Genomic DNA, 19,118 nt, shown 5'->3' on the forward strand with positions numbered 1-19,118 from the left:
AATAAAAAGCGATCCAGCTGATGCGCCGGATCGCTTTTGATCTGCAGGTTCTCTGCCTTTATGCTTTTATTAGCTGCTTCGTCTGTTTCCGCCTTTTTGGCCGATTTCTTTATAAAAATCTTTGTCATGATTTTTGCTTGTGGCTTCTCCGCCTTTTTGGCCGATTTCTTGATAGAATTCCTTGTCATGGTTATTGCTAGTGGCTTCTCCGCCTTTTTCACCGATTTCCTGATAGAATTCTTTGTCGTGATTTTTGCTTGTGGCTTCTCCGCCTTTTTCACCGATTTCCTGATAGAATTCTTTGTCGTGATTTTTGCTTGTGGCTTCTCCGCCTTTTTGACCAATTTCCTGATAGAATTCTTTGTCATGGTTATTGCTTGTCGCTTCTCCGCCTTTTTTACCTGCTTCTTCTCTGCTCATTTTGTTATTATCTTGTGCCATTTTTGAATTCCTCCTTTAATTGGTGTTGGTTGTTGGTTTCCCGATTTCAGAACTGCTAAACAAAGAAAACACATTGAATGTGTTTTCGGGTGGTTTTTTATTATTCTGTATCCTTCATGCGTTTTAGAATCCGGCGTTTTTTATAAAGCATGATGCCTGTTTCCGCGATGCTTTCTAAAGCTGAACGGTTGGCGGACGCGCCGAAGATGATGCCTGCGGCCGGAACCATTTGCAGCAGTTTTTTCGCGGCGAACGTATCGCGGTAGCTGTAAACGACTTCCCGCCAGCCTTGGATCTGCGAGGCGACGCGCTGATAGGCGCGGTCGTTTTGATCATATTGCCGTAAATCTTGCAGGATCGCTTTTTTTCCGATGACGTCACTGGATGCAAGCTGAAGCAATTTGACGATAAACACGCGTTCTTTTTTGTCTTTCGGATCAAAGCCGTAAGCAACCGCGATATCTTGCAGCGTCTTTAAGGACAGGCCGAGCATCGCCGGAATGTCTGCCGCCAGCGTGAATACACCGCCGACTCCCGTTGCGGCTCCCTGCACCGTCGCGGCCTTTACGCTTGTACGCGCTATGGCTTCTGCGATTTCGTCCATGACGGCAAGCGGCGCATTGCGGATGTCGTGAAGCGTTTGACATGTACCGTGCGGCAGCCGTTTTTGAAACTTTTTCATGATGCGCTTTTCTGATGTAAGGTACTGTCCGCCTGACTGAATAAACGTTCCCGTTTCATCGAGAATGAGTCCGATTTTCCTCTGAATAAATTGCGGTGTCAGCTTGTCCAAAAGCTGAAACGGCAAGCGGGTGAATGTTTGCCAGAACATCACCCTCTGCTGCGCCTTTTCCCATTTTTGAATGTCTCTCAGTTGTCTTTCCAGGTCTGTCCGCTCTTCTGTCACCCGTCCTGCACGTCCTTTCTGATTTCTTTGTTCATAGTATACCTTTATGGCGTTTTCTTTTTACACCCGGCCGGATTTTTTATCCGGAAAACATTTCATTGTTTAATTTCCTTCAAATTCTATATATTGTATAATTCTGAATAATACGATTGAAGGAGAATGTTGAATGCAATGGATTTATTTAAGTTTAGCGATCATTTTTGAAGTATTGGGTACGGTCAGCATGAAATTATCAAATGGATTTACAAAACTTGTCCCAAGTATTTTATTATTATTGTTTTATATCGGCAGCCTTTGTTTTCTTACTTTGACTTTGAAATATATAAGTGTCTCCATCGCGTATGCGGTCTGGTCGGGAATGGGGATCGTGCTGATTTCCATGATCGGAATTTTTTTCTTTCATGAACAGTTCTCTGTCATAAAAGCTGTCTCTGTTCTTCTGATCATCATCGGTGTCGTTTCCTTAAACTTTATTTCTGAAAGTGAAACGTCATCAAACGGCATCAGCGTTCATACGGATAGAAACAGATGATGAAAGGGTTAAAGGTTCTCTTCCTCATTACAGATATTGGATTTATCGTTTATTGGATTGTTACTTTTTTTGAGTGGATTCCAAAAAACATGGTGTTTAAAGATTATGATAACGCCATGATCATGGCCTGGAACTGGTCATTCTTTCCCTTAGATATTTTCATTTCGATAACCGGGCTGTACAGCTTGTTTCTTTATAAACGGAAACATGCATTATGGCGCTCTTTCACATTAATATCACTTGTGCTGACCTTTTGTTCAGGCCTGCAAGCGATTGCCTTTTGGGTATTTATCGGCGATTTTGATTTTATGTGGTGGGCATTCAATCTGTACTTGCTTCTTTATCCTTTATATTTTATTCGGAAATTGCTGGTCTCTCATAAAAATAGCTGTCATTCTTTTTGATAAGGCGGTTTTCTTTTTCTTCAGGCGGGAAACACTTTTCATAAAGGAGTGATAGACATGCCTTGGTCTATGAAGGATTATCCGCAATCATTGAAGAATCTCGAGGAACCTGTGAAGAAAAAAGCGATCGAAATCGCGAATGCGATGATAGATGAGGGTTATGAAGAAGGACGGGCCATTCCCATTGCGACAAGTCAGGCGAAAGAGTGGAAAAAAAACGCTTCTAAGGAAGAAATCGATCAGCTGATGAAACACGATGATGAAACGAAACGCGGAAATTGAATCGGAATAAAGGAAAAACCCCGCTCTCAAGAGAACGAGGTTTTTCTGATTATAAACCGTAATAATAAGATAGTGTGGTGACTGAAACGTAGCCTGTCGCTCCTGCATACGTGACTTTCAGCCATTTATTAGAATTGGTGTAGTGGCCTTGAACATATTCTCCGGTTACCCAAGAACCTGTAATTTTTTTACCGCTTGAGAATGTTGTGATCGTTGAACAGCTGACCTTAGAGCATGAGCGCATATTAGCACCGTAAATACCGACTGTACCCCCGCTGGCTAAAATGGAAACGTCCGGTTCAGCTTTAGGTTTGAAAGCTGCTGCTGATGCAGAGCCGCCAAAAGCGAATAAAGAAACAGCAAAAATCATGGCTAAAGAAATGATCGACAAACGACGTACCAAGAAAATTCCCCCTCTTTTATCATATGGCTGGAAAGCTTTCCTGACGTTATTATACTTTTTTGCCCGGGAGACTGAAATAAGTCTAATGCTCCAACTTCTTTTCTTCGCAAGTGGCCATGCCGATTCTTTAATTGATAGATAACAGCGGTTTATTGGACTGGAATCACTGATATATCGTTGATTCAAACGTTTATTCAGAGCGGCCGGAGTTTTTCCGGAGGTCATTTGAATGGTACAGAAAGGTTTTATCTTCCAATGGAAAGAAACATTATTATTCTATTTACCCGGGAAAACGGAGGAAATACAGCGTCTTTTTCTCAGGATCAGTTGCACCGGACAGAAAGTTGTGAAGTGATATGGGCAAGTGTCCTCTTTTCACCTTTTTAAAAAAACGCTCCACGCATCCGCGCATGATCGGACGCGGAAACACGCTTTGCGAACGGCATCGCTTCTTTCCCGGAACGATGCCGTTTTCATTTTCGGACCTTTCTTCGGCGGGATACATATCATAGATAAAACAGGGCATCAATGTACCTGTTTATTGAACATAAAGAACTTGACATCTCATAATAGCGGATTTATGATGTAGATAAAATAATTTGCATCTAGGAAACTTTTTGTTATTTAGCTAAAAATCTATCGGAATTTAGGTGAGACATAATGAGCAAAGACATCTCAGCACAATCACTGCAATCAAAAGCCGTGCAGGATGCACTTGACGGCAAAAGCAAGGGATTCAAACGGCTTCTGCCTTTTTTAGGCCCCGCCTTTATCGCGGCGATTGCCTACATTGATCCGGGAAACTTCGCTACGAATATCTCAGCTGGTTCGAAATATGGGTATATGCTGCTGTGGGTCATCCTCTTTTCAAACTTGATGGCTTTTTTAATTCAAGTTCTTTCCGCGAAGCTCGGCATTGCCACGGGTAAAAACCTTCCGGAAATCGCCAGAGACCGGTATCCGAAATGGGTATCCGCCGGGCTGTGGATACAGGGTGAACTGGTGATTATGGCAACTGATCTGGCAGAATTTATCGGGGCGGCGCTCGGGCTCAACCTGCTGTTCGGCATACCGATGGTTGAAGCGGCCATTATCGCGGCGATCGGATCATTCGCGATTTTAGAGCTGCAGCGCAGGGGTTACCGGGCGCTGGAAGCGGGCATCGCCGGACTTCTGTTTGTTGTGGTGATCGCCTTCGCTCTGCAAACCTTCTTTGCCAAACCTGACGCCGCCTCCGTTCTCGAAGGGCTGTTTATCCCGAAAATTGACGGAATGGACAGTGTGCTCTTGGCAACCGGGATACTCGGCGCAACCGTGATGCCGCATGCCATTTACTTACATTCCGCACTGACACAGCGCCGTGTCGTCGGAAAAACGGATAGTGAGCGGAAAAAGATTTTTAGATTCGAGACGATTGACATACTTATCGCGATGGTGATCGCCGGGGCGATTAACGCAAGCATGCTCATCGTCGCTGCCGCGCTTTTCTTCAAGAACGGGCTGTATGTAGAAGATTTAGACGTGGCTTATCAGCAATTCGGCCACTATATCGGACCGGCTTCAGCCATTCTCTTCGGGATCGGGCTGCTGGCCGCAGGGCTTTCAAGCTCTTCTGTCGGCACATTGTCAGGCGATATTATCATGCAGGGCTTCATCCGTTACCGTATCCCGCTTTATTTGCGGCGTTTCATTACCATCATTCCGCCGATGATCATCATTATCTCGGGGGTCAACGCCACAGAAGCGCTCGTATGGAGCCAGGTCGTTCTTTCATTCGGCATCGCCTTTGCGCTCGTGCCGCTGATTATGTTTACAAGCAACAAACGCCTGATGGGCGCCCTGACGAACCGAAAATGGGTGACGGCTCTCGCCTGGCTGATTGCGGTTTTGGTGATCGCGCTTAATCTGTTTGTGATCTACGATTCATTCCGTTAGAAAAAAACCGGCCATAGCGGCCGGTTTTTCTTTTGGCGCCGGGTGCCGTTCGTATCTTTTTCCGGGCGTTTTTGGTATGATAGAAGAAAAATCGGAGTTTTGCTTATGTCAGTATTTATCCTTTTTTATCTGTGGATTGTGCCGATTGTCATCGGCATCTTCTGTTCTCTTTTTGCTTATCGGACAACGGGTAAGAAACGTCTGATTCCCGGCTTTTTGATGATCGCATTAAGCATCGTTTCCTTAATCACGGGGCTTTGGATCGGCGGGGTGAACTATCATGTGTTCATCGGGGGCATGTTTTTATTCGGTACGTTATTGGCCGGCTCCGCCTTCCCGTTTTTCTTCGCTCTTTCACGCAAACGAAAATAAACAGGCATGCCGCCTGTTTATTTTTATTCATTAACCCTGAATTATAAACCGCTCCGATAATGTGATTCCGCCTCAATCAGCCTGTACATGTGTTATATAGGCTTCAGCCCATGTCCCATCATCGAAACTGCAGCCAAAATGAATCCTGCTAAAGAAGATTTTGAATTATAAGAAAAATACTGTATGAAAATCCTATTTACCCCAAAAATACCTATTGATAGAATGGTATCTGAGAGGGGAAAATGTTCAAAGCGGATCATATCGGTCCCGCCTAAATACATAGTCTTTCATTTCTCTCTACACTACATTTCTAAAGGAGGATTTCCCATTAGACACGCAGCTAAAGGCATTCTGTTTGCCGCATCTTTAGCCCTTGTAACTACTACTTTTGTCCCCGCATCCTTAGCTAAAGAAAATCATAATAATACTGCCAATGCCACTGGAACGACCAAATCATTTTTTTATCAGACTGATACGCAATTTTCCTACGGACTTAAAGCACAAAGCGATGCATCTGTGTCAAAACCAGTCAAAGATGTAATCAGAGAAGTGCTGAAAAATAAAACAAAATTATTCAATCTTGTTGAAAAATTAGCAGGAAAGAAAATAAGAAATGAACTTGAATCCGTTTTCAATCAACACATAGAACCGGTTTTAAAGAAAATGCTGAACGAGTATGTCGCCTTAAGCTGGACTGACGTGGAAAAGAATCTTTATCTTTCACTTAAAAAGTCCGGACTTTCTGACAGCCAGGCTAAAAACCTCGCTCATTTGACAACTTTAGCAATGAAAGCATTTTAAAATCATTCATAAATGATCGTCAGGAAAATACGTATGAAGTAAATGCAAAGTGCTGTTAGATTCACTCTAATAGCACTTTTTCATTGGAGATGTCACATGACTGTCTTTTTTACTGTTTTGCTCACTTTCTTATGCTGCCTTGTGATTTCATCTCTTATTTTTATGATCCTATTAAAAAAAGAGATCGTGGATACACCGCCAAACCGCTTAGCTCATGCAGCATTCATCGTACTTATTGGATTCTCTCTGTTCTTCGCTGTGACTGTCCCCAGCATGATTATTTGTTTTGCAGCTGTAACAATACATCATTTTTTCGGGGATTACATCATATATGGTTCACTTTCAGACTTATACATATTTTCTGTCGTCGTCAGTATTTTAGCTTTAGTTTATATGCTAATCCTTACGGCAATTGTAAAAGGAATGACTCATGTTTTGACATTGCCTGCTTGGTCAGCCTATATCCTTGAATTCATTTTTGCATGGGCTGCTGTTTACTTCTCAATTCAATACGTTTCCAATCATATCATTGAGAACATATCTATATTTCAAGGTGGAGAAATTCTTCTTTCATTGTTCATCACTTTCTTATTTTCGGGATTGGATATCCTTTTCACTAATTTGGATAAGATCACAAAAGAGAAATTAGGCTAAGGAGGTAACTGATATGAGGATCATGACATATATATTCTATTTTTCTATTTCTTTAGTTTTGCAGGTGGTATGGCTGCTATTAATAAAAGATACTCCTAATATATTTCTGATAGATATGATTACGGTGTCCTTCTTATTCACCCTCTTTATGTTCATCTTAGATCAAATTTTCAAAAAAAAGCGGACAACTTAGGGACTGTTTTTTAATAATCCTCGGGCTTCTCTTTCGTTTTGAAATGATTCCGGATCTGGGGATGTTGCGGCGAACCGTTCATTAATGAATAACACCAGCCTCTGTAAAATACTTCTCCTTTTATATAACATCCTGACTTTTCCGTCATATATTCAAACGAAAAAACTGCAAAAGGGAGTAATGAAACATGATATTGTTTATTGGCAAGTTCATGTTGCTCTTTTTACTCTGTTCGCTGGCATATTATTTGTTTAAAATTGTTTATTACAATATAGGGAAGAACATTGCGCGCTTAAAATCCCCAAAGGGACAAAGTACAAACCGGACGGCACTTGTGTTTGTCAAAAATGGAACTACACTGAATGATGGAGATTACTTTATGATCGCTGTTGTGACCGCTCTCTGGCTGTTCTTGAGATGAAACTGCATTGATTCTTCACGAGTTTTTTAATCAGCCATCGTTTTATAAGCGCCGGCTTCTTAAAACAGCCGTTTTAAGCTTTTCTTGAGTGACGGCATTTCGATTTTTTGGTTTTCAAAGAAGTTTTTCAGCATGTATTTGCTGAAGCCCTTCGCTTGGCCGTAAGTGATTTTTCCCGGAAGCGGCGGCTCGTCGCCGATGACGGCGTCGATGACGACCGGCTCATTTGAGTTGAGCGCTTCATGAAAAGCGGGAGCCAATTCCTCGTGTTTCGTCACTTTGATGCCTTTTGCCCCGCAGCTTTCTGCAAAAGCGGCGTAATCCATATTTTGCAGCTGGGTGACGTAGTCAATGTTGCCTTTGACCCGCTGTTCATATTCAATCATGCCTAAATTTTCGTTGTTTAATATGACAACCGTAATCGGCAGTTTATATTTAACAGCCGTCGGCAGGTCCTGCATCACCATTGAAAATCCGCCGTCTCCGCAAATGGCGATGGACTGCCGCTCAGGTTCGGCAAGGCTTGCGGCAATGGCTCCCGGAAGCCCGCATCCCATCGTGGCGAGCCAGCTTGAGACGATAAAGTCCTGCTTCTTCATCTTAAAATGGCGGGCCATCCACACCGTAACCGTTCCGACATCCACCGACAGGACGGCGTCCTCTGCGGCGGCATCCTGAAGCCGGGCAATGACCTGCTGCGGCTTGAGCGGATGAGTCGCTTCAGTTTCATCCTTTTCGATTTCCTTCCACCAATGCTTCATGTGCTCGGTGCAGGCGTCCAAAAATCTTCTGTCTTCTTTATATTCAATGTATTCCGTCAGCTCTTTCAGCCCCAGAGCCGCATCACTGACGATTCCCGCATTGACGGGATAGCGCTTCCCGATTTTCGCCGGATCCGAATCAAGCTGAATAGCAGGCGTATCATCCGGGAGATAATCCCTGTATGGGAACGACGTACCGAGCATGATCAGCAGATCGCATTCCTCCATTGCTTCGTAGGCGGGCTTTGTGCCGATTTGCCCGAGATTCCCGAGAAAGTGGGGATGGCTGTCAGGCACGACGCCTTTTGCCGGAAGGGTAATGACAATCGGAGCGGCCGCTTTATCGGCGAATGCGAGCAGCTCCTCTTTTGCCGATTTTAACCCTTGGCCGGCGAGAATGACCGGTTTTTTTGCGTTGTTAATATATTGCGCGCATGTCACGAGATGTTCTTTTTTCGGCTCTATATCGGCTTTGAGGTATATCGGCGATGTGTAAACCGGCTCCCGTTTGATTTTTTGCGCGAATAAATCATCAGAAACGGTTAAAACGGCAACGCCTTTTTTGCTGTAAGCCGTGCGGATCGCCTGATTCAGAAGATCGGGCAGCGCTTCTGCCGTATGTACTTGCTGGTTGAATACCGCCACGTCCTCAAACATTTGCTCTAATTTGATTTCCTGAAAGCTGTCACGGCCGATTTCATCGGAAGCCACCTGTCCCGCAATCGCCAGCACCGGAACGCCGTCCGCTTTGGCGTCGTATAAACCGTTCAGCAGATGAACGGCCCCCGGTCCTGCGATTGAAAGGCAGACACCGATCTGCCCGGTCAGTTTTGCCTCAGCCGCGGCAGCCAGGGCTGCGACTTCTTCGTGCCGGGTTTGGATGAATGTCAGGTTATTTCGTTCATGTCTCAGTTCTTCGATAAATTCATTAATGCTGTCTCCGGGAATGCCGTATATATGACCGACTCCCCATTGTTCAAGCAGCTCCGTCATTACGTGTCCTGCTGTTTTACTTGGCATACTGCATCCTCCTTTTACCTGTATTCATCCCCTTTTTCATACGGGTTGAAACACAGGCTATACTCTCAGCTTTTTTCTCAGCAGATCAAGGATGGATAACAGATTTCGGTCTTTAAGGACTTCCTTACGATTTGCCGCCCCATTGAGTCCGTCTTTTATTTGCCGTTTTCTGTTCGGCACCATGAACAGCGGCAGCCGGTTTGGGGAAAACCAGCGTAATGCGGCGGTTTCCGGCCCGTTCATCAGCGGTGTTCCTCCGGTAATGGCTCCGATGAAGACATGTTGTGTATCTTCAAATGCCGGCCTTTCATACTCACCGGCTTTTTTTATGATGGTCACGTTATAACCGGTTTCTTCGAAGGCCTCTCTTACGGCTGCGGATTCAGGTGTTTCACCTTCTGCGATCCTGCCCCCGGGCAAATCCCATAAGGGAATGTCTTTTCGTTTTACGAGCAATATGTCCCGCCCGTCATTTTGAATGATGACAAAAGCGCCTTGAGCCATGGCGTCCTCCTTTACAAAAAAGACCGCGGCATTAAAGCCTGCGGTCTTTGCCGTTACTTTTTAAAATGATACGGCAGGGTGGCGACGATGATGTCCTTCTTCCAAAACAGCCGGACTCGGAGTAAAAAGGCTGATTGGTTGTGAAGGATGGTCTGCCAGCGTTTTTTCGTAATGAATTGCGGAAACAGCACCATCACGGAGAACTGTTCTTTTTTCGCTTTTTGTTCGACCGTTTCTAAAAACTTATCAAACGGGTGAACCAAACTGCGGTATGAGGAATGCAGGGTGACGAGGCGGACGCCGTTATGAAGCTCTTCCCAGCGCTTTTCCACCTTTTTTTCGTTTTCTTTGTCAAAGGAAACATGAACCGCAATGACCTGATCCGATAATGATTTCGCATACTGAATCGATTTTTGGACGACGGTGGTGACACCAGCGACAGGCACGATGACGACGGTTCCCCTGATTTCCTCAGGCTGCTGATCAACGACCCGCAGCTGTTCGCCGACCGCGGTGTAGTGATTTTTAATGACGAAAAACAGCATGACGACAGCAGGCATGAATAACAGCACCGGCCAGACAAGATTGAACTTCGTCGCGAATAAAATACACAGCACCATAAATGAAATGGCGGCGCCGCATGAGTTGATCAGCATTTTTACCGCCCAGCCCTTCGGCTTCTGCCTGATCCACTTGATGCACATTCCCGTCTGCGACAGCGTAAACGGAATGAACACGCCGACGGCATAAAGCGGAATTAAATGTTCCGTTCGGCCGCCGAATAAAAGAATGAGCAAGATGGACGCGATACCGAGAAAGATGATTCCGTTTGAAAATCCTAATCGGTCGCCTCGTACCGTAAACATTCTCGGCATATACTGATCGCGCGCTAAATTAAACGCCAGCTGCGGAAAAGCGGAAAAGCCCGTATTCGCCGCAAGCACGAGAATCAAGGATGTAACGCCTTGAATGAAATAATACACCGTATGCCGTCCGAAAGTTTCCGCGGCGATTTGCGAAATAACGGTCTCGTCATGCTTCGGTCCCGTGCCGTATCCGTACGCCAGCACCGTAATCCCCGTAAATAAGATCGCCAGCAGAATCCCCATCATGGCCAAAGTGCGGGCCGCGTTTTTTGCCGGAGGATTTTTAAAGGCCGGGATCGCGTTTGAAATGGCTTCCACACCGGTCAGTGCCGAACAGCCGGATGAAAAGGCCTTCAGCAGCAAAAACAGCGTGATGCCCGCCACGGGTGTGCCGATCGGCGTGTGTTCGGCCGGATGAACCTGGCCCGTCATGAGCTTAAACAGTCCGACGACGATCAAAAGGACAAGCGCCGCCACAAACAGATAGACGGGATACGCCAAAATGGACGCCGACTCTGACAGTCCTCTCAAATTTAAAATCATAATCAGAATTACAAGCAAAACAGCAATGAGCAAATGATACGGGTGCAGGGCCGGAAATGCCGATGTAATGGCGTCAGTTCCGGCAGAAATGCTTACCGCCACCGTCAGAATATAATCAACAAGCAATGAGCCGCCCGCAATCAGACCCGGCTTCTCACCAAGGTTTTCTTTTGAAACCATATAAGCGCCCCCGCCTTGCGGATAAGCGTAAATAATCTGTCTGTAGGACAGAATCAAAGCTAGCAGCAAAATGAGAACACCGGCTGCGATCGGAATGGAATACCAAAACGCGGCCGCGCTTACCGCAGCCAAAATGATCAGAATCTGTTCCGTTCCGTAAGCAACTGATGACAGCGCGTCTGAAGAAAGCATGGCGAGCGCCTTGAGTTTCGTGAGTTTCTGCTCTCCGGCCGCCTGTGATTTCAGCGGTTTCCCAATCAAAAATCTTTTGATTGAATGGTACATTTGTTGTTTTCCCCTTTTTTTCATTTTCCGTTTGATTTACAAACCCTTACTGCTATGATGTCTCCGAATAACGATTGCATGCCATATTTCAGCACAGCAAAAAGACACAGAGGCAAACGGATGCCCCTGCGCCATAATCGTGCACAGGTTTCATTCATCTCCTCTCATGAACGCTTACGAGGTTAGCTGTCGGATTCGGGCTGATGAGAGTTGGCCCTACCTGAAAAAGGATTCACCCCAAGCGGCATCACGCGCCGCAAATTGGTTCCCCCGCTCTGATTACAGATTAAGCGATATAGATTATAAAAGAGATCATACTCCCGTCCCGTTCAGTTGTAAAGGGGCTTTTATGCTGTTTCAAAAATAAAAAAATCACCGCCAAAAATGGAAATGAAAATACAAAAAAAGAGGCCTGTTAACGGCCTCTTTTTCCTTCATTACTCTTCGCTTTTTTCATGATCCGTTTTTCTTTTTTTCCTTCTTGCCGTCAGCCAGATCAGACCGGCCGCAATGATCATAAGCGCCGCGAACACAGCAATATACGTAACGTTCAGTGCTGCGGAACGGCTTTTCGTATCAGCCGCCGGACTGCTGTCATCGGACTTGATTTGCTGATGATTCGAAAACAGCTGCCGGCCGGCCGTTTCGTTAATGACGGTTGCGGCATCGCTTGTGCTGTCTAAAAAGCTGATCAGCTCTTTTGTGACAGACGCGCCGCTTCCTGATAACGGAGCAAAAACAGCGATGCTCCGGCCGGAGTCCCAAGGTGATTCCTGTGTAAACGCGACTTGTTTCGTTGTCTCATTCAGCATTTGAAACGAAGAGACATCGTAAGCTCCGCTGCGGTCTGAGGGCACGAGAAGCTTAGAGGCGTTTGATTTCAAAAGCGGAATTTGCGGCAGGCCTCCGATAAACACAACATTCCGGCCTTTGGCATCCGCTTCCTTCATGTCTGATGCCGTCTTTACGGTAAAGCCGTTTCCGAATGAATCCGCCACCAGAGAAAGCTCTTTCAGTGTCTGCATGTTTACGTCATCCGGGATGACGATCACTGTTTTCTCTTTCCCGCCGCCCGCAAACGGGAGCGGCCATTGCCCGAAATCAGCTTTCTGCGCCGCATCGCTTACCGGATACGTCAGCGTGCTGCTTTTATCAATATAGACCCATTTGTTTTCGTCACGGTCGATACACGGATTGTTATGTTTCAAGCCTGATGTGACAAATTGCAGATCAATGTACCTGCTGCTTCGCAAAAGCTTCGGATCAATCGGGATTGAGACGTGGTAAAAGCCGTCTTTATCTTTATTGCCGAGATCATCAAGACGCACCGCATTCGGCTGTCCGTTGACCATGACGTTCAGCTCCGCTCTCTCGGCGTCATTTGCTGAATCCGCCTTCGTCCGGATCGATTCCGACGTTTTTAATGTAAGTGAAAGCTTGACCTTACCGTCTTTATCAACAGCGGCCGCCGCAGGGTAAAAGAAGTGCTCTGACGCCGTTTTGTTTGATCCGATCGTTACATTTCCCGCGCCGAAGTCCTCTAATGTCAGTTTATTGCCTGTCTTTTCCGCAGCGGGCTGAAGGCGGCCGATTGTCAAAGTATCTCCGCCCAGCTGAGCTGAATAAGCGCTGTCTGTGATGACGCGGATTTTATCCGCCAGCGTTTTGTCTGATTGCGCCGTGACAAACAGGACGGGCTGCCGTTTGTCCCCTGATGTCAGAACCCGTTCAGCGAGAAGAAGTTTGTTGTCTTCCGCTTTGATGTTCCCCTGTTCGAAAAGTTCTTTTATTTTCCCGTTCCAATGCTGATCAGCGCCGATGACAATTGACGGATTGCTGATTTTGCCGGCGTCGGATTCTTTTACATAGGATACCTTCAGCCTGCTGTCTGCCGTTTTCAGAAATGCTTCTGTTTTGACTGCGGCTTCAGCTTCCGCCGAGGTCGGTTTGTCAGGAAGAATAATATCGGTTTCTTCACCCGTATTGCCTGATTGGGCAAACGGATACGGGAAATGGCCGAGATCCGCTCCCTTTGACTTGCTTGCTTCTGAAAGTACAAGGCGGCTGTCCGGATAAATTTTTATCCAGTTGCCTGACGTATCCTGCCTGACGCAGACGCCCTCTTTTAATACGCCGTAAAATCGTAATGATACATTGTGATAGCCTTGGGCGGATTGGCTTTTGCTGAGATTGAGCTTCACCGTTTTCCGCTTGGAACTGCCGTCAAGCTTTATAGATTTGACGGGTTCATCATCAATGGCGATGGTTAAAGAAGACGGGGCAATTAATAAGTTTGACGCCTCGTAATCAATCAGAAGCGACTGATCGGCATTCGAAGCTCCCGCAGGAATCTGATAGGTCAGCTCTGCGCTGTCTTTCGCCCCGTACAGTGTCATCAGATCGCCAGTCAGCGCCTGCTGCTCTTTTGCGCCGGCGCTTGTTCCGAGGGCGGAACCGTCCGTTTTCAGTTCCCGGGCCGCGGCCGCCTGCCCGTTATACATCAATAGCAAAAGGCCAGTTATCAATATGATCGCTTTTTTCAAAAAGGTCACCCGCTTTTATTTTGATTGTATCGCTCCGTTTTGTACCACCTGACTTCCTGCTTGAACAAGCGGTGCTTGATCTCTGTGAATAATGACCAGATGACGAGCACGATCCAAGCCTGAGAGTATGTAAAGTACATCAGAAATACGATAAAGAAGTTTTGTTTGTTCATTTCTGTTTTTTCAATGCTTAAAGTAATCATGACCTCAGTCATAAACAGGAAAAAGGCCAGTATCCACAAAATCATCGCCAAAAACCCGACTGCCAGATGCAGGTCGTAAAAAAGATTGATGATAAAAATCGTGTTTGACATGATCACACCGAAGAAAAACAAAAAATACGTAAAAAAGAAATAAAACAGATCGAAGATGATCCGCTTGCGTTTCAGCTTGAAAAATTGGGATAAAAACTTGAGAACCACGTATTGGTTGCCCCGCGCCCATCTTGTCCGCTGACGCCACCAGACCTTCCATGTCTCAGGCTCCTGCTCCCATGTCACGGCCGCCGGGAAAAAGCGGATATGGTAGCCGAGATTATACACGCGGATGGTCAGCTCGGTATCCTCCGCCAGCGCCTTATCATCCCAGCCGCCGAGCTGTTCGATAATGCTCCGCCTGATCGCGAAGTTTGTCCCCGGGATGGTGGCGATTTTGAACCATTTCCATCTGCCGCTCTGCGCCATCCACTGAAAGCAGATGGTTTCAATATTGATAAACTTCGTCAGGATCGTTTTGGCCGCGTTGATGACACGGAATTTCCCGACAACCGCTCCCGCTTTCTCATCATTCATCAGACCGAGAACCAGGTAGTACACCGCCATTTTTTCCGGCGTATTGTCCGCATCATACACGCAGATCACGTCTCCGTTCGATTCCGCGAACCCTGAGTTCAGCGCCGAAGATTTTCCTTTTCCGGCGTTCGGGGGCTTTGTGATGACCATTTTAATGAAGTCATACTGACGGGAAAATTCATTGACGATGTCTCCCGTCCGGTCGGAGGAATTATCATTAACGACGATGATCTCAAGCCTGTCTTTCGGATAATACAGGTTCACCATCGCCTTCAGCGTCTGCCTGATGACGACCTCCTCATTATGCGCGGGAATGAGCACGCTGACCTTCGGGAGCTCCCCCATCTTTGCGCGCCATTTCGGAATGTTCCGTTCGAAGGTCATATAATGCCTGAATCCGCCCTGCATCAGAAACATATGATAGAGAAGCATCACCCATATTAAACTTAATGAGATAAAAAACAGAATGTTACTCAAGGCTTCTTCTCTCCTTAAAGATTCGTTTTTTTAATGTGGCGCGCAAATAAAGAACGTAGCAGGCGAACATGATGATAAACAATAACACCACGCCGGAGAGAATCCAAAGCGCTTTTTCCAGAGGCGTCTGCTGATGGTGATTGAAAAAGGCCGTTATCGGATGAATCTTGTTTTCCACATGAATGGTTCCGTCCCCGTCCGTTTTGATCCTGACGCTGTCCGACGTTACCGTTTGCTTCGTTTTCTTCAGATCGAGCCACTCGCCGCCGGGAATCCGCTCCATCTGATTGACGAGCTCGGGGAGGTATTTCATGCCGAGATACGGATGGTAGAAACCGCCCGCCGTTCCGCCGCCGAAATCAATCATCTGCGAAATATGATTCTCCATATCTCCGAGCGGATTTTCCTTTGAGTTATCGGCATAACCGATTGTTTCAGGGTACAGCGTCATCCCGTCCAGCATAGCCGGCTTTGAGACGAACGGAGGGGCGCCCGAGGTTTTCCACGTCGTGCCGCTGAGCTGCACTTGTCCGAAAATGCTGGAGAAATAAGAAGATGCGATTTTGTAGCCTTCTTCAGACATCGTATAGTGCGGCGCTTCGAATGACAGCGGGTAAAGGCCGAGCTCTGTCAGATCGTCAATCGCCTGCTCCAGCTTCGTTCTCGTGTAGATGTTTTCTTTTTCACGGAAAGGCTTCACATACGCCCGGTACGCTTTTTCATTCGGAAAATCCTGTTCCTTTTCAAGCTTGACCGGAGTATCATCCGCATTTTCTGACGTAATCGGCTGATCCGCTTTGGCATCCCAAAATTCAAAGCCTTCTCCCGTTTCGCTGTATCGGTATGCGTGCGTGTAGCCGTGAATAATGATGCTGCCGCCCATTTGCTGAAGTTTTTTCAGGACGCTGACCATTTTCGGCTTGTCCGCCAGGTATACTTTTTCTCCGTTTTCCGGATTGAGATAGACCGGAATGACCGCCAGAATAAACGGAATGTGTCTTTTATGCAGGTAAGCGCCCGCTTCGTAAAGCAATGTTTCATCTGACATCGGACTGATGTCTTCAAGCCGCAAGTAAAGGAGGGTGCCGCCTTCTGATTCTCCGAAAGCGCTGCGCAGCGCTTTCGCCGTCAGAAACGAATCATTTAACAGGCTCGTCACACCGAAATAATAGTCAGAGCGCGCCGTTTTCCACATAAAAGGGCGGGTGCTGCCGTCACCGGACCGGTATGTATAAAGGGGCTTTCCTTTTACTCCCGATACGCCGAGCACGGACATTCCTTTTTCAAGCGGCATGTCTATTTTTTCTTTCTTGCTGTAAATGCGGTATACAGTTTCTTTCTCTGTCAGGGACAAACCCGCAAATTGGCGGAACTGTCCGGCGTTATAGCCGATGCTGATAAGCTGCTGCGGCATGCTGCTGATCAGAGACACAAATGATGTGCTGAGCTTTTTTTTCGTGACGCCGTAATAGATGACGCGCCGATTCTTTTTGAGGTCCGCGGCTGTGATGTCTCCGTCGCTTTTCACGGTGACGGCTGATGAGAAATGGCCCGCGGTCAGATCAAGCATTTTGACCTCAGCGGTTTCTTTGCCGTCCGTGCTTGTATAAATAATGAGAATGCCGTCCTTTTTGTCTTTTGCTTCCGCCGTAAGGGGAACATAAACCGCCGAAATCATGAAGAGCGCCGAGAGTAAGAGACGTATCCATTTAGAGTTCATTCATCATCATCTCGTTTTCCAGTTCATTTAAAAATTGCTCGGCCGTTTGTAAATCCTTTCGGTACGCCAAGTAACATACACGGAAGGTGATGGAGACGTATTTACCGTTTTGCAGCCGGTACGTATCCAATTCCTTTTTCAGCTTCGCCAGAACGGCTGGCATGTTTTCTTCAGGCGTATGGGTCAGCACGATGCCGAACCGTTCGGCGGACGGCCTGAATTTTTTGTCTGTTTCCCGAACGCTTGACCGGATTTGGCGGCTGATAAATGCCAGCAGGCGGTCGGTCTCTTTTTCTCCGTAGAGGGATTTGAATTCCTTGAAATAATGCATGTGCAGCAGCAAAAAGACGAAGGAATTGCCGTAGCGTTCCGCCCGCTTGATTTCCTCAGAAAGCTCCAGCTTCATCCGCAGATGGTTGTCAAAGCCGGTCACCCTGTCGACGGCGACAAAGCTCGTAATCTCTTCACGCAGCTGTTTCACTGAGCGCTCAAGCCCCTTCGCCAACTCGTGAATCCTTCCCGCTATGTAAGAAAAGAGCAGCAGCGCAATCCCCCAAATGACCAGCACCTGCAGACTTTCGGCACCGGCAGACGCCATAAAGCCCCCGGTCTGAAACCACAGGAGCAGGCTGCCGAGAACAAATAAGACGAGTAAGGTGATGACGAGCGCGTAGATTGCCCCGAACCATATGCCGGCTCCCGTGACAAGCAATGTGATGCAGGTTATCAGAAGCCCTGCGGATTGCTGAGACGCATAGTAAATAAAAAAAGACAGCAGCACCAGCATAACTGCTGTGTAGCTGCACAGTTTTTGTGATTCATTGAATGATATTTTCATTAAACAATTTCCTTTCAGCCAGAAGCGGCAGCAGGTTATCGAAAGAATGTGTATCGCCCCCGCTCATATAGCCGCCGTAATCAGGTTTCAGCGTGTCCAGTGTTTCAAATGAAGTCATTCTTTCATAAAGCGGCTTGATGACAGCCGGATCAGCTTTTTGTTCTGCTAAAAAAAGAACGGCCAGGGCGTAAACGGACGGTGATTCGTATTGAACCGCCGGCTCCTTCGTGTCTGCGATGTACCGTCCGTACAGCTGTCCGCGCGACTTCCATTCTTCTATGATCCATTTTGACAGCACGGCGGCTTTGTCATCGCCCCGCTTCAGATTCACGGCGGCGTACAGCTGGTCGATGACATTCACTTCGCTGTCATATTTGTATTCCTTTGTTTCAGTATTGAACGATTTCGGCAGAAAACCATTTTTCAGGGGCGCAAGATTGAGAACATCAAGGTTCCGGTTTTCCGTTTTCTCATCGATAATCCCCTTTTCTCTGAGCATCTGTAAGGCGCCGGGGTCGACATAGGACAACGTCACGGTCTTTGATGCGGCATTTGAAGCGGCATCATAATAATCCGTAAAATACCCGTCATTCGTATTGTATTTTTCCAGCGCCTTCCCGATCTGCACCGCTGTTTTCCCGTATTCACTGTTACCCCACAGGGTTCCGGCCTCATTCAGACAGTTCATGATTCTGAAATCATCAATTAAGGCATTGATGCCGCTCGCTTTATTCCCGTCAATCTTCCACGACACGAGCCCGTTTTTCGTCAGAAACGAATCGGTGAGAAGCTGATATTGCGCTTGAAACTGCCGTTCATCTTTCCTGTTCAGCAAAAATGCCATCCATAGTCCGAGAGACTCAGATAAATATTCCGGCTCACCGGATATGTTCGTCCGGATCATCCCCCGCCCGTTCATCAATTTATGATAAATAAAATGCTCTGCGGGCTGAAGCGGTCCGGACGATTCGGCCGCCGCCTGTTTTTCAGTGCCGGCCTCCGCGCACCCTGCCGTCAGAACGATTGAAATCAAAAGGATAATCAGACGAAAAACGAATTGCTTCACAGTCTATCCTCCTATTTTACAAATCCTTTTTTAGACCCATATCTTATTTTTTCACAAAGTATTTTTACTATATAGGAAACGATAAAAGAATACTAGCATTTTTTCACATTGGGAAATTTTAAATGGGAGCGCCGCCTGCTCACCTTTTCCCTCTTCACAGGATCGTATTCCCATTACAG

At 46.6% G+C, this 19,118-nt stretch carries 18 protein-coding genes, 1 pseudogene and 1 riboswitch; of the genes and pseudogenes, 8 read left to right on the forward strand and 11 right to left on the reverse strand.

From position 1 onward, the window contains the following. Window positions 1-69: 69 nt before the first annotated feature. Complete coding sequence (gene gsiB / locus CXL14_RS01110; RefSeq protein WP_012116853.1) at window positions 70-441, reverse strand: glucose starvation-inducible protein GsiB; 372 nt, start codon at window positions 439-441, stop codon at window positions 70-72. A gap of 100 nt (window positions 442-541) precedes the next feature. After that, entirely contained in the window at window positions 542-1,348 is an 807-nt protein-coding gene (locus tag CXL14_RS01115; RefSeq protein ID WP_012116852.1) for an EcsC family protein, read from the reverse strand. A gap of 166 nt (window positions 1,349-1,514) precedes the next feature. Between CXL14_RS01115 and CXL14_RS01120 the strand changes: the two genes are divergently transcribed. The 3 genes and pseudogenes from CXL14_RS01120 to CXL14_RS01130 form a co-directional block, all read left to right on the forward strand. Continuing rightward, window positions 1,515-1,880, forward strand: coding sequence for a DMT family transporter (locus CXL14_RS01120; protein WP_017419236.1), 366 nt, complete (start codon window positions 1,515-1,517; stop codon window positions 1,878-1,880). Beyond that, on the forward strand, window positions 1,877-2,284 hold the full coding sequence (locus CXL14_RS01125) for a DUF5360 family protein (RefSeq protein ID WP_029974088.1): 408 nt from the start codon (window positions 1,877-1,879) through the stop codon (window positions 2,282-2,284). Before CXL14_RS01120 ends, CXL14_RS01125 begins: the two co-directional genes overlap by 4 nt. A 57-nt stretch (window positions 2,285-2,341) precedes the next feature. Further along, window positions 2,342-2,557: pseudogene (locus tag CXL14_RS01130) on the forward strand (DUF2188 domain-containing protein); the annotation flags it as partial. 58 nt (window positions 2,558-2,615) lie between these two features. Here CXL14_RS01130 and CXL14_RS01135 read toward each other — a convergent pair. Further along, complete coding sequence (locus CXL14_RS01135; protein WP_007410203.1) at window positions 2,616-2,969, reverse strand: hypothetical protein; 354 nt, start codon at window positions 2,967-2,969, stop codon at window positions 2,616-2,618. A gap of 657 nt (window positions 2,970-3,626) precedes the next feature. Here CXL14_RS01135 and CXL14_RS01145 point away from each other — a divergent pair. From CXL14_RS01145 to CXL14_RS20610, 5 genes are all read left to right on the forward strand, one after another. Then, window positions 3,627-4,904 carry an Nramp family divalent metal transporter gene (locus CXL14_RS01145; RefSeq protein WP_088056325.1) on the forward strand — a complete coding sequence of 426 codons (1,278 nt, stop codon included), beginning with the start codon at window positions 3,627-3,629 and terminating at the stop codon, window positions 4,902-4,904. Window positions 4,905-5,009: 105 nt separating this feature from the next. Further along, window positions 5,010-5,276: a hypothetical protein gene (locus CXL14_RS01150; protein ID WP_014416946.1), complete on the forward strand. Its 267-nt coding sequence runs from the start codon at window positions 5,010-5,012 to the stop codon at window positions 5,274-5,276. 183 nt (window positions 5,277-5,459) lie between these two features. Further along, on the forward strand, window positions 5,460-6,077 hold the full coding sequence (locus CXL14_RS20310; protein ID WP_014416945.1) for a hypothetical protein: 618 nt from the start codon (window positions 5,460-5,462) through the stop codon (window positions 6,075-6,077). Window positions 6,078-6,173: 96 nt separating this feature from the next. Further along, the gene (locus CXL14_RS01160) at window positions 6,174-6,731 is read left to right on the forward strand and encodes a hypothetical protein (protein WP_014720742.1); all 558 of its coding nucleotides are present in this window, start codon (window positions 6,174-6,176) and stop codon (window positions 6,729-6,731) included. Between the two features lie 380 nt (window positions 6,732-7,111). Beyond that, entirely contained in the window at window positions 7,112-7,345 is a 234-nt protein-coding gene (locus tag CXL14_RS20610) for a hypothetical protein (RefSeq protein WP_032863956.1), read from the forward strand. 59 nt (window positions 7,346-7,404) lie between these two features. Here the strand turns inward: CXL14_RS20610 and CXL14_RS01175 are convergent, their stop codons facing one another. The 8 genes from CXL14_RS01175 to CXL14_RS01210 all read right to left on the reverse strand — a co-directional run bounded on the left by CXL14_RS01175 (window position 7,405) and on the right by CXL14_RS01210 (window position 18,939). Beyond that, window positions 7,405-9,126 carry a pyruvate oxidase gene (locus CXL14_RS01175; protein WP_014416943.1) on the reverse strand — a complete coding sequence of 574 codons (1,722 nt, stop codon included), beginning with the start codon at window positions 9,124-9,126 and terminating at the stop codon, window positions 7,405-7,407. Window positions 9,127-9,183: 57 nt separating this feature from the next. Further along, window positions 9,184-9,630 carry an NUDIX hydrolase gene (locus CXL14_RS01180; RefSeq protein ID WP_014416942.1) on the reverse strand — a complete coding sequence of 149 codons (447 nt, stop codon included), beginning with the start codon at window positions 9,628-9,630 and terminating at the stop codon, window positions 9,184-9,186. Window positions 9,631-9,683: 53 nt separating this feature from the next. Then, complete coding sequence (locus CXL14_RS01185; RefSeq protein WP_014416941.1) at window positions 9,684-11,504, reverse strand: APC family permease; 1,821 nt, start codon at window positions 11,502-11,504, stop codon at window positions 9,684-9,686. A gap of 156 nt (window positions 11,505-11,660) precedes the next feature. Further along, a riboswitch (cyclic di-AMP (ydaO/yuaA leader) is annotated at window positions 11,661-11,807 on the reverse strand. Window positions 11,808-11,941: 134 nt separating this feature from the next. Further along, window positions 11,942-14,047, reverse strand: a complete 2,106-nt coding sequence (locus tag CXL14_RS01190; protein ID WP_014416940.1) for a cellulose biosynthesis cyclic di-GMP-binding regulatory protein BcsB — start codon at window positions 14,045-14,047, stop codon at window positions 11,942-11,944. A gap of 5 nt (window positions 14,048-14,052) precedes the next feature. Continuing rightward, window positions 14,053-15,315, reverse strand: coding sequence for a glycosyltransferase family 2 protein (locus tag CXL14_RS01195; RefSeq protein ID WP_014416939.1), 1,263 nt, complete (start codon window positions 15,313-15,315; stop codon window positions 14,053-14,055). Next, window positions 15,308-17,035 carry a DUF2334 domain-containing protein gene (locus CXL14_RS01200; protein ID WP_014416938.1) on the reverse strand — a complete coding sequence of 576 codons (1,728 nt, stop codon included), beginning with the start codon at window positions 17,033-17,035 and terminating at the stop codon, window positions 15,308-15,310. The genes CXL14_RS01195 and CXL14_RS01200 overlap by 8 nt, the downstream gene beginning before the upstream one ends. Further along, window positions 17,025-17,873, reverse strand: a complete 849-nt coding sequence (locus tag CXL14_RS01205; RefSeq protein WP_014416937.1) for a diguanylate cyclase domain-containing protein — start codon at window positions 17,871-17,873, stop codon at window positions 17,025-17,027. The genes CXL14_RS01200 and CXL14_RS01205 overlap by 11 nt, the downstream gene beginning before the upstream one ends. Beyond that, the gene (locus CXL14_RS01210; RefSeq protein ID WP_014416936.1) at window positions 17,854-18,939 is read right to left on the reverse strand and encodes a hypothetical protein; all 1,086 of its coding nucleotides are present in this window, start codon (window positions 18,937-18,939) and stop codon (window positions 17,854-17,856) included. The genes CXL14_RS01205 and CXL14_RS01210 overlap by 20 nt, the downstream gene beginning before the upstream one ends. Between the last annotated feature and the right edge of the window lie 179 nt (window positions 18,940-19,118).

The organism is Bacillus sp. SJ-10 (assembly GCF_002843505.1).
GTDB classification, from domain to species: Bacteria; Bacillota; Bacilli; order Bacillales; family Bacillaceae; genus Bacillus; species Bacillus velezensis.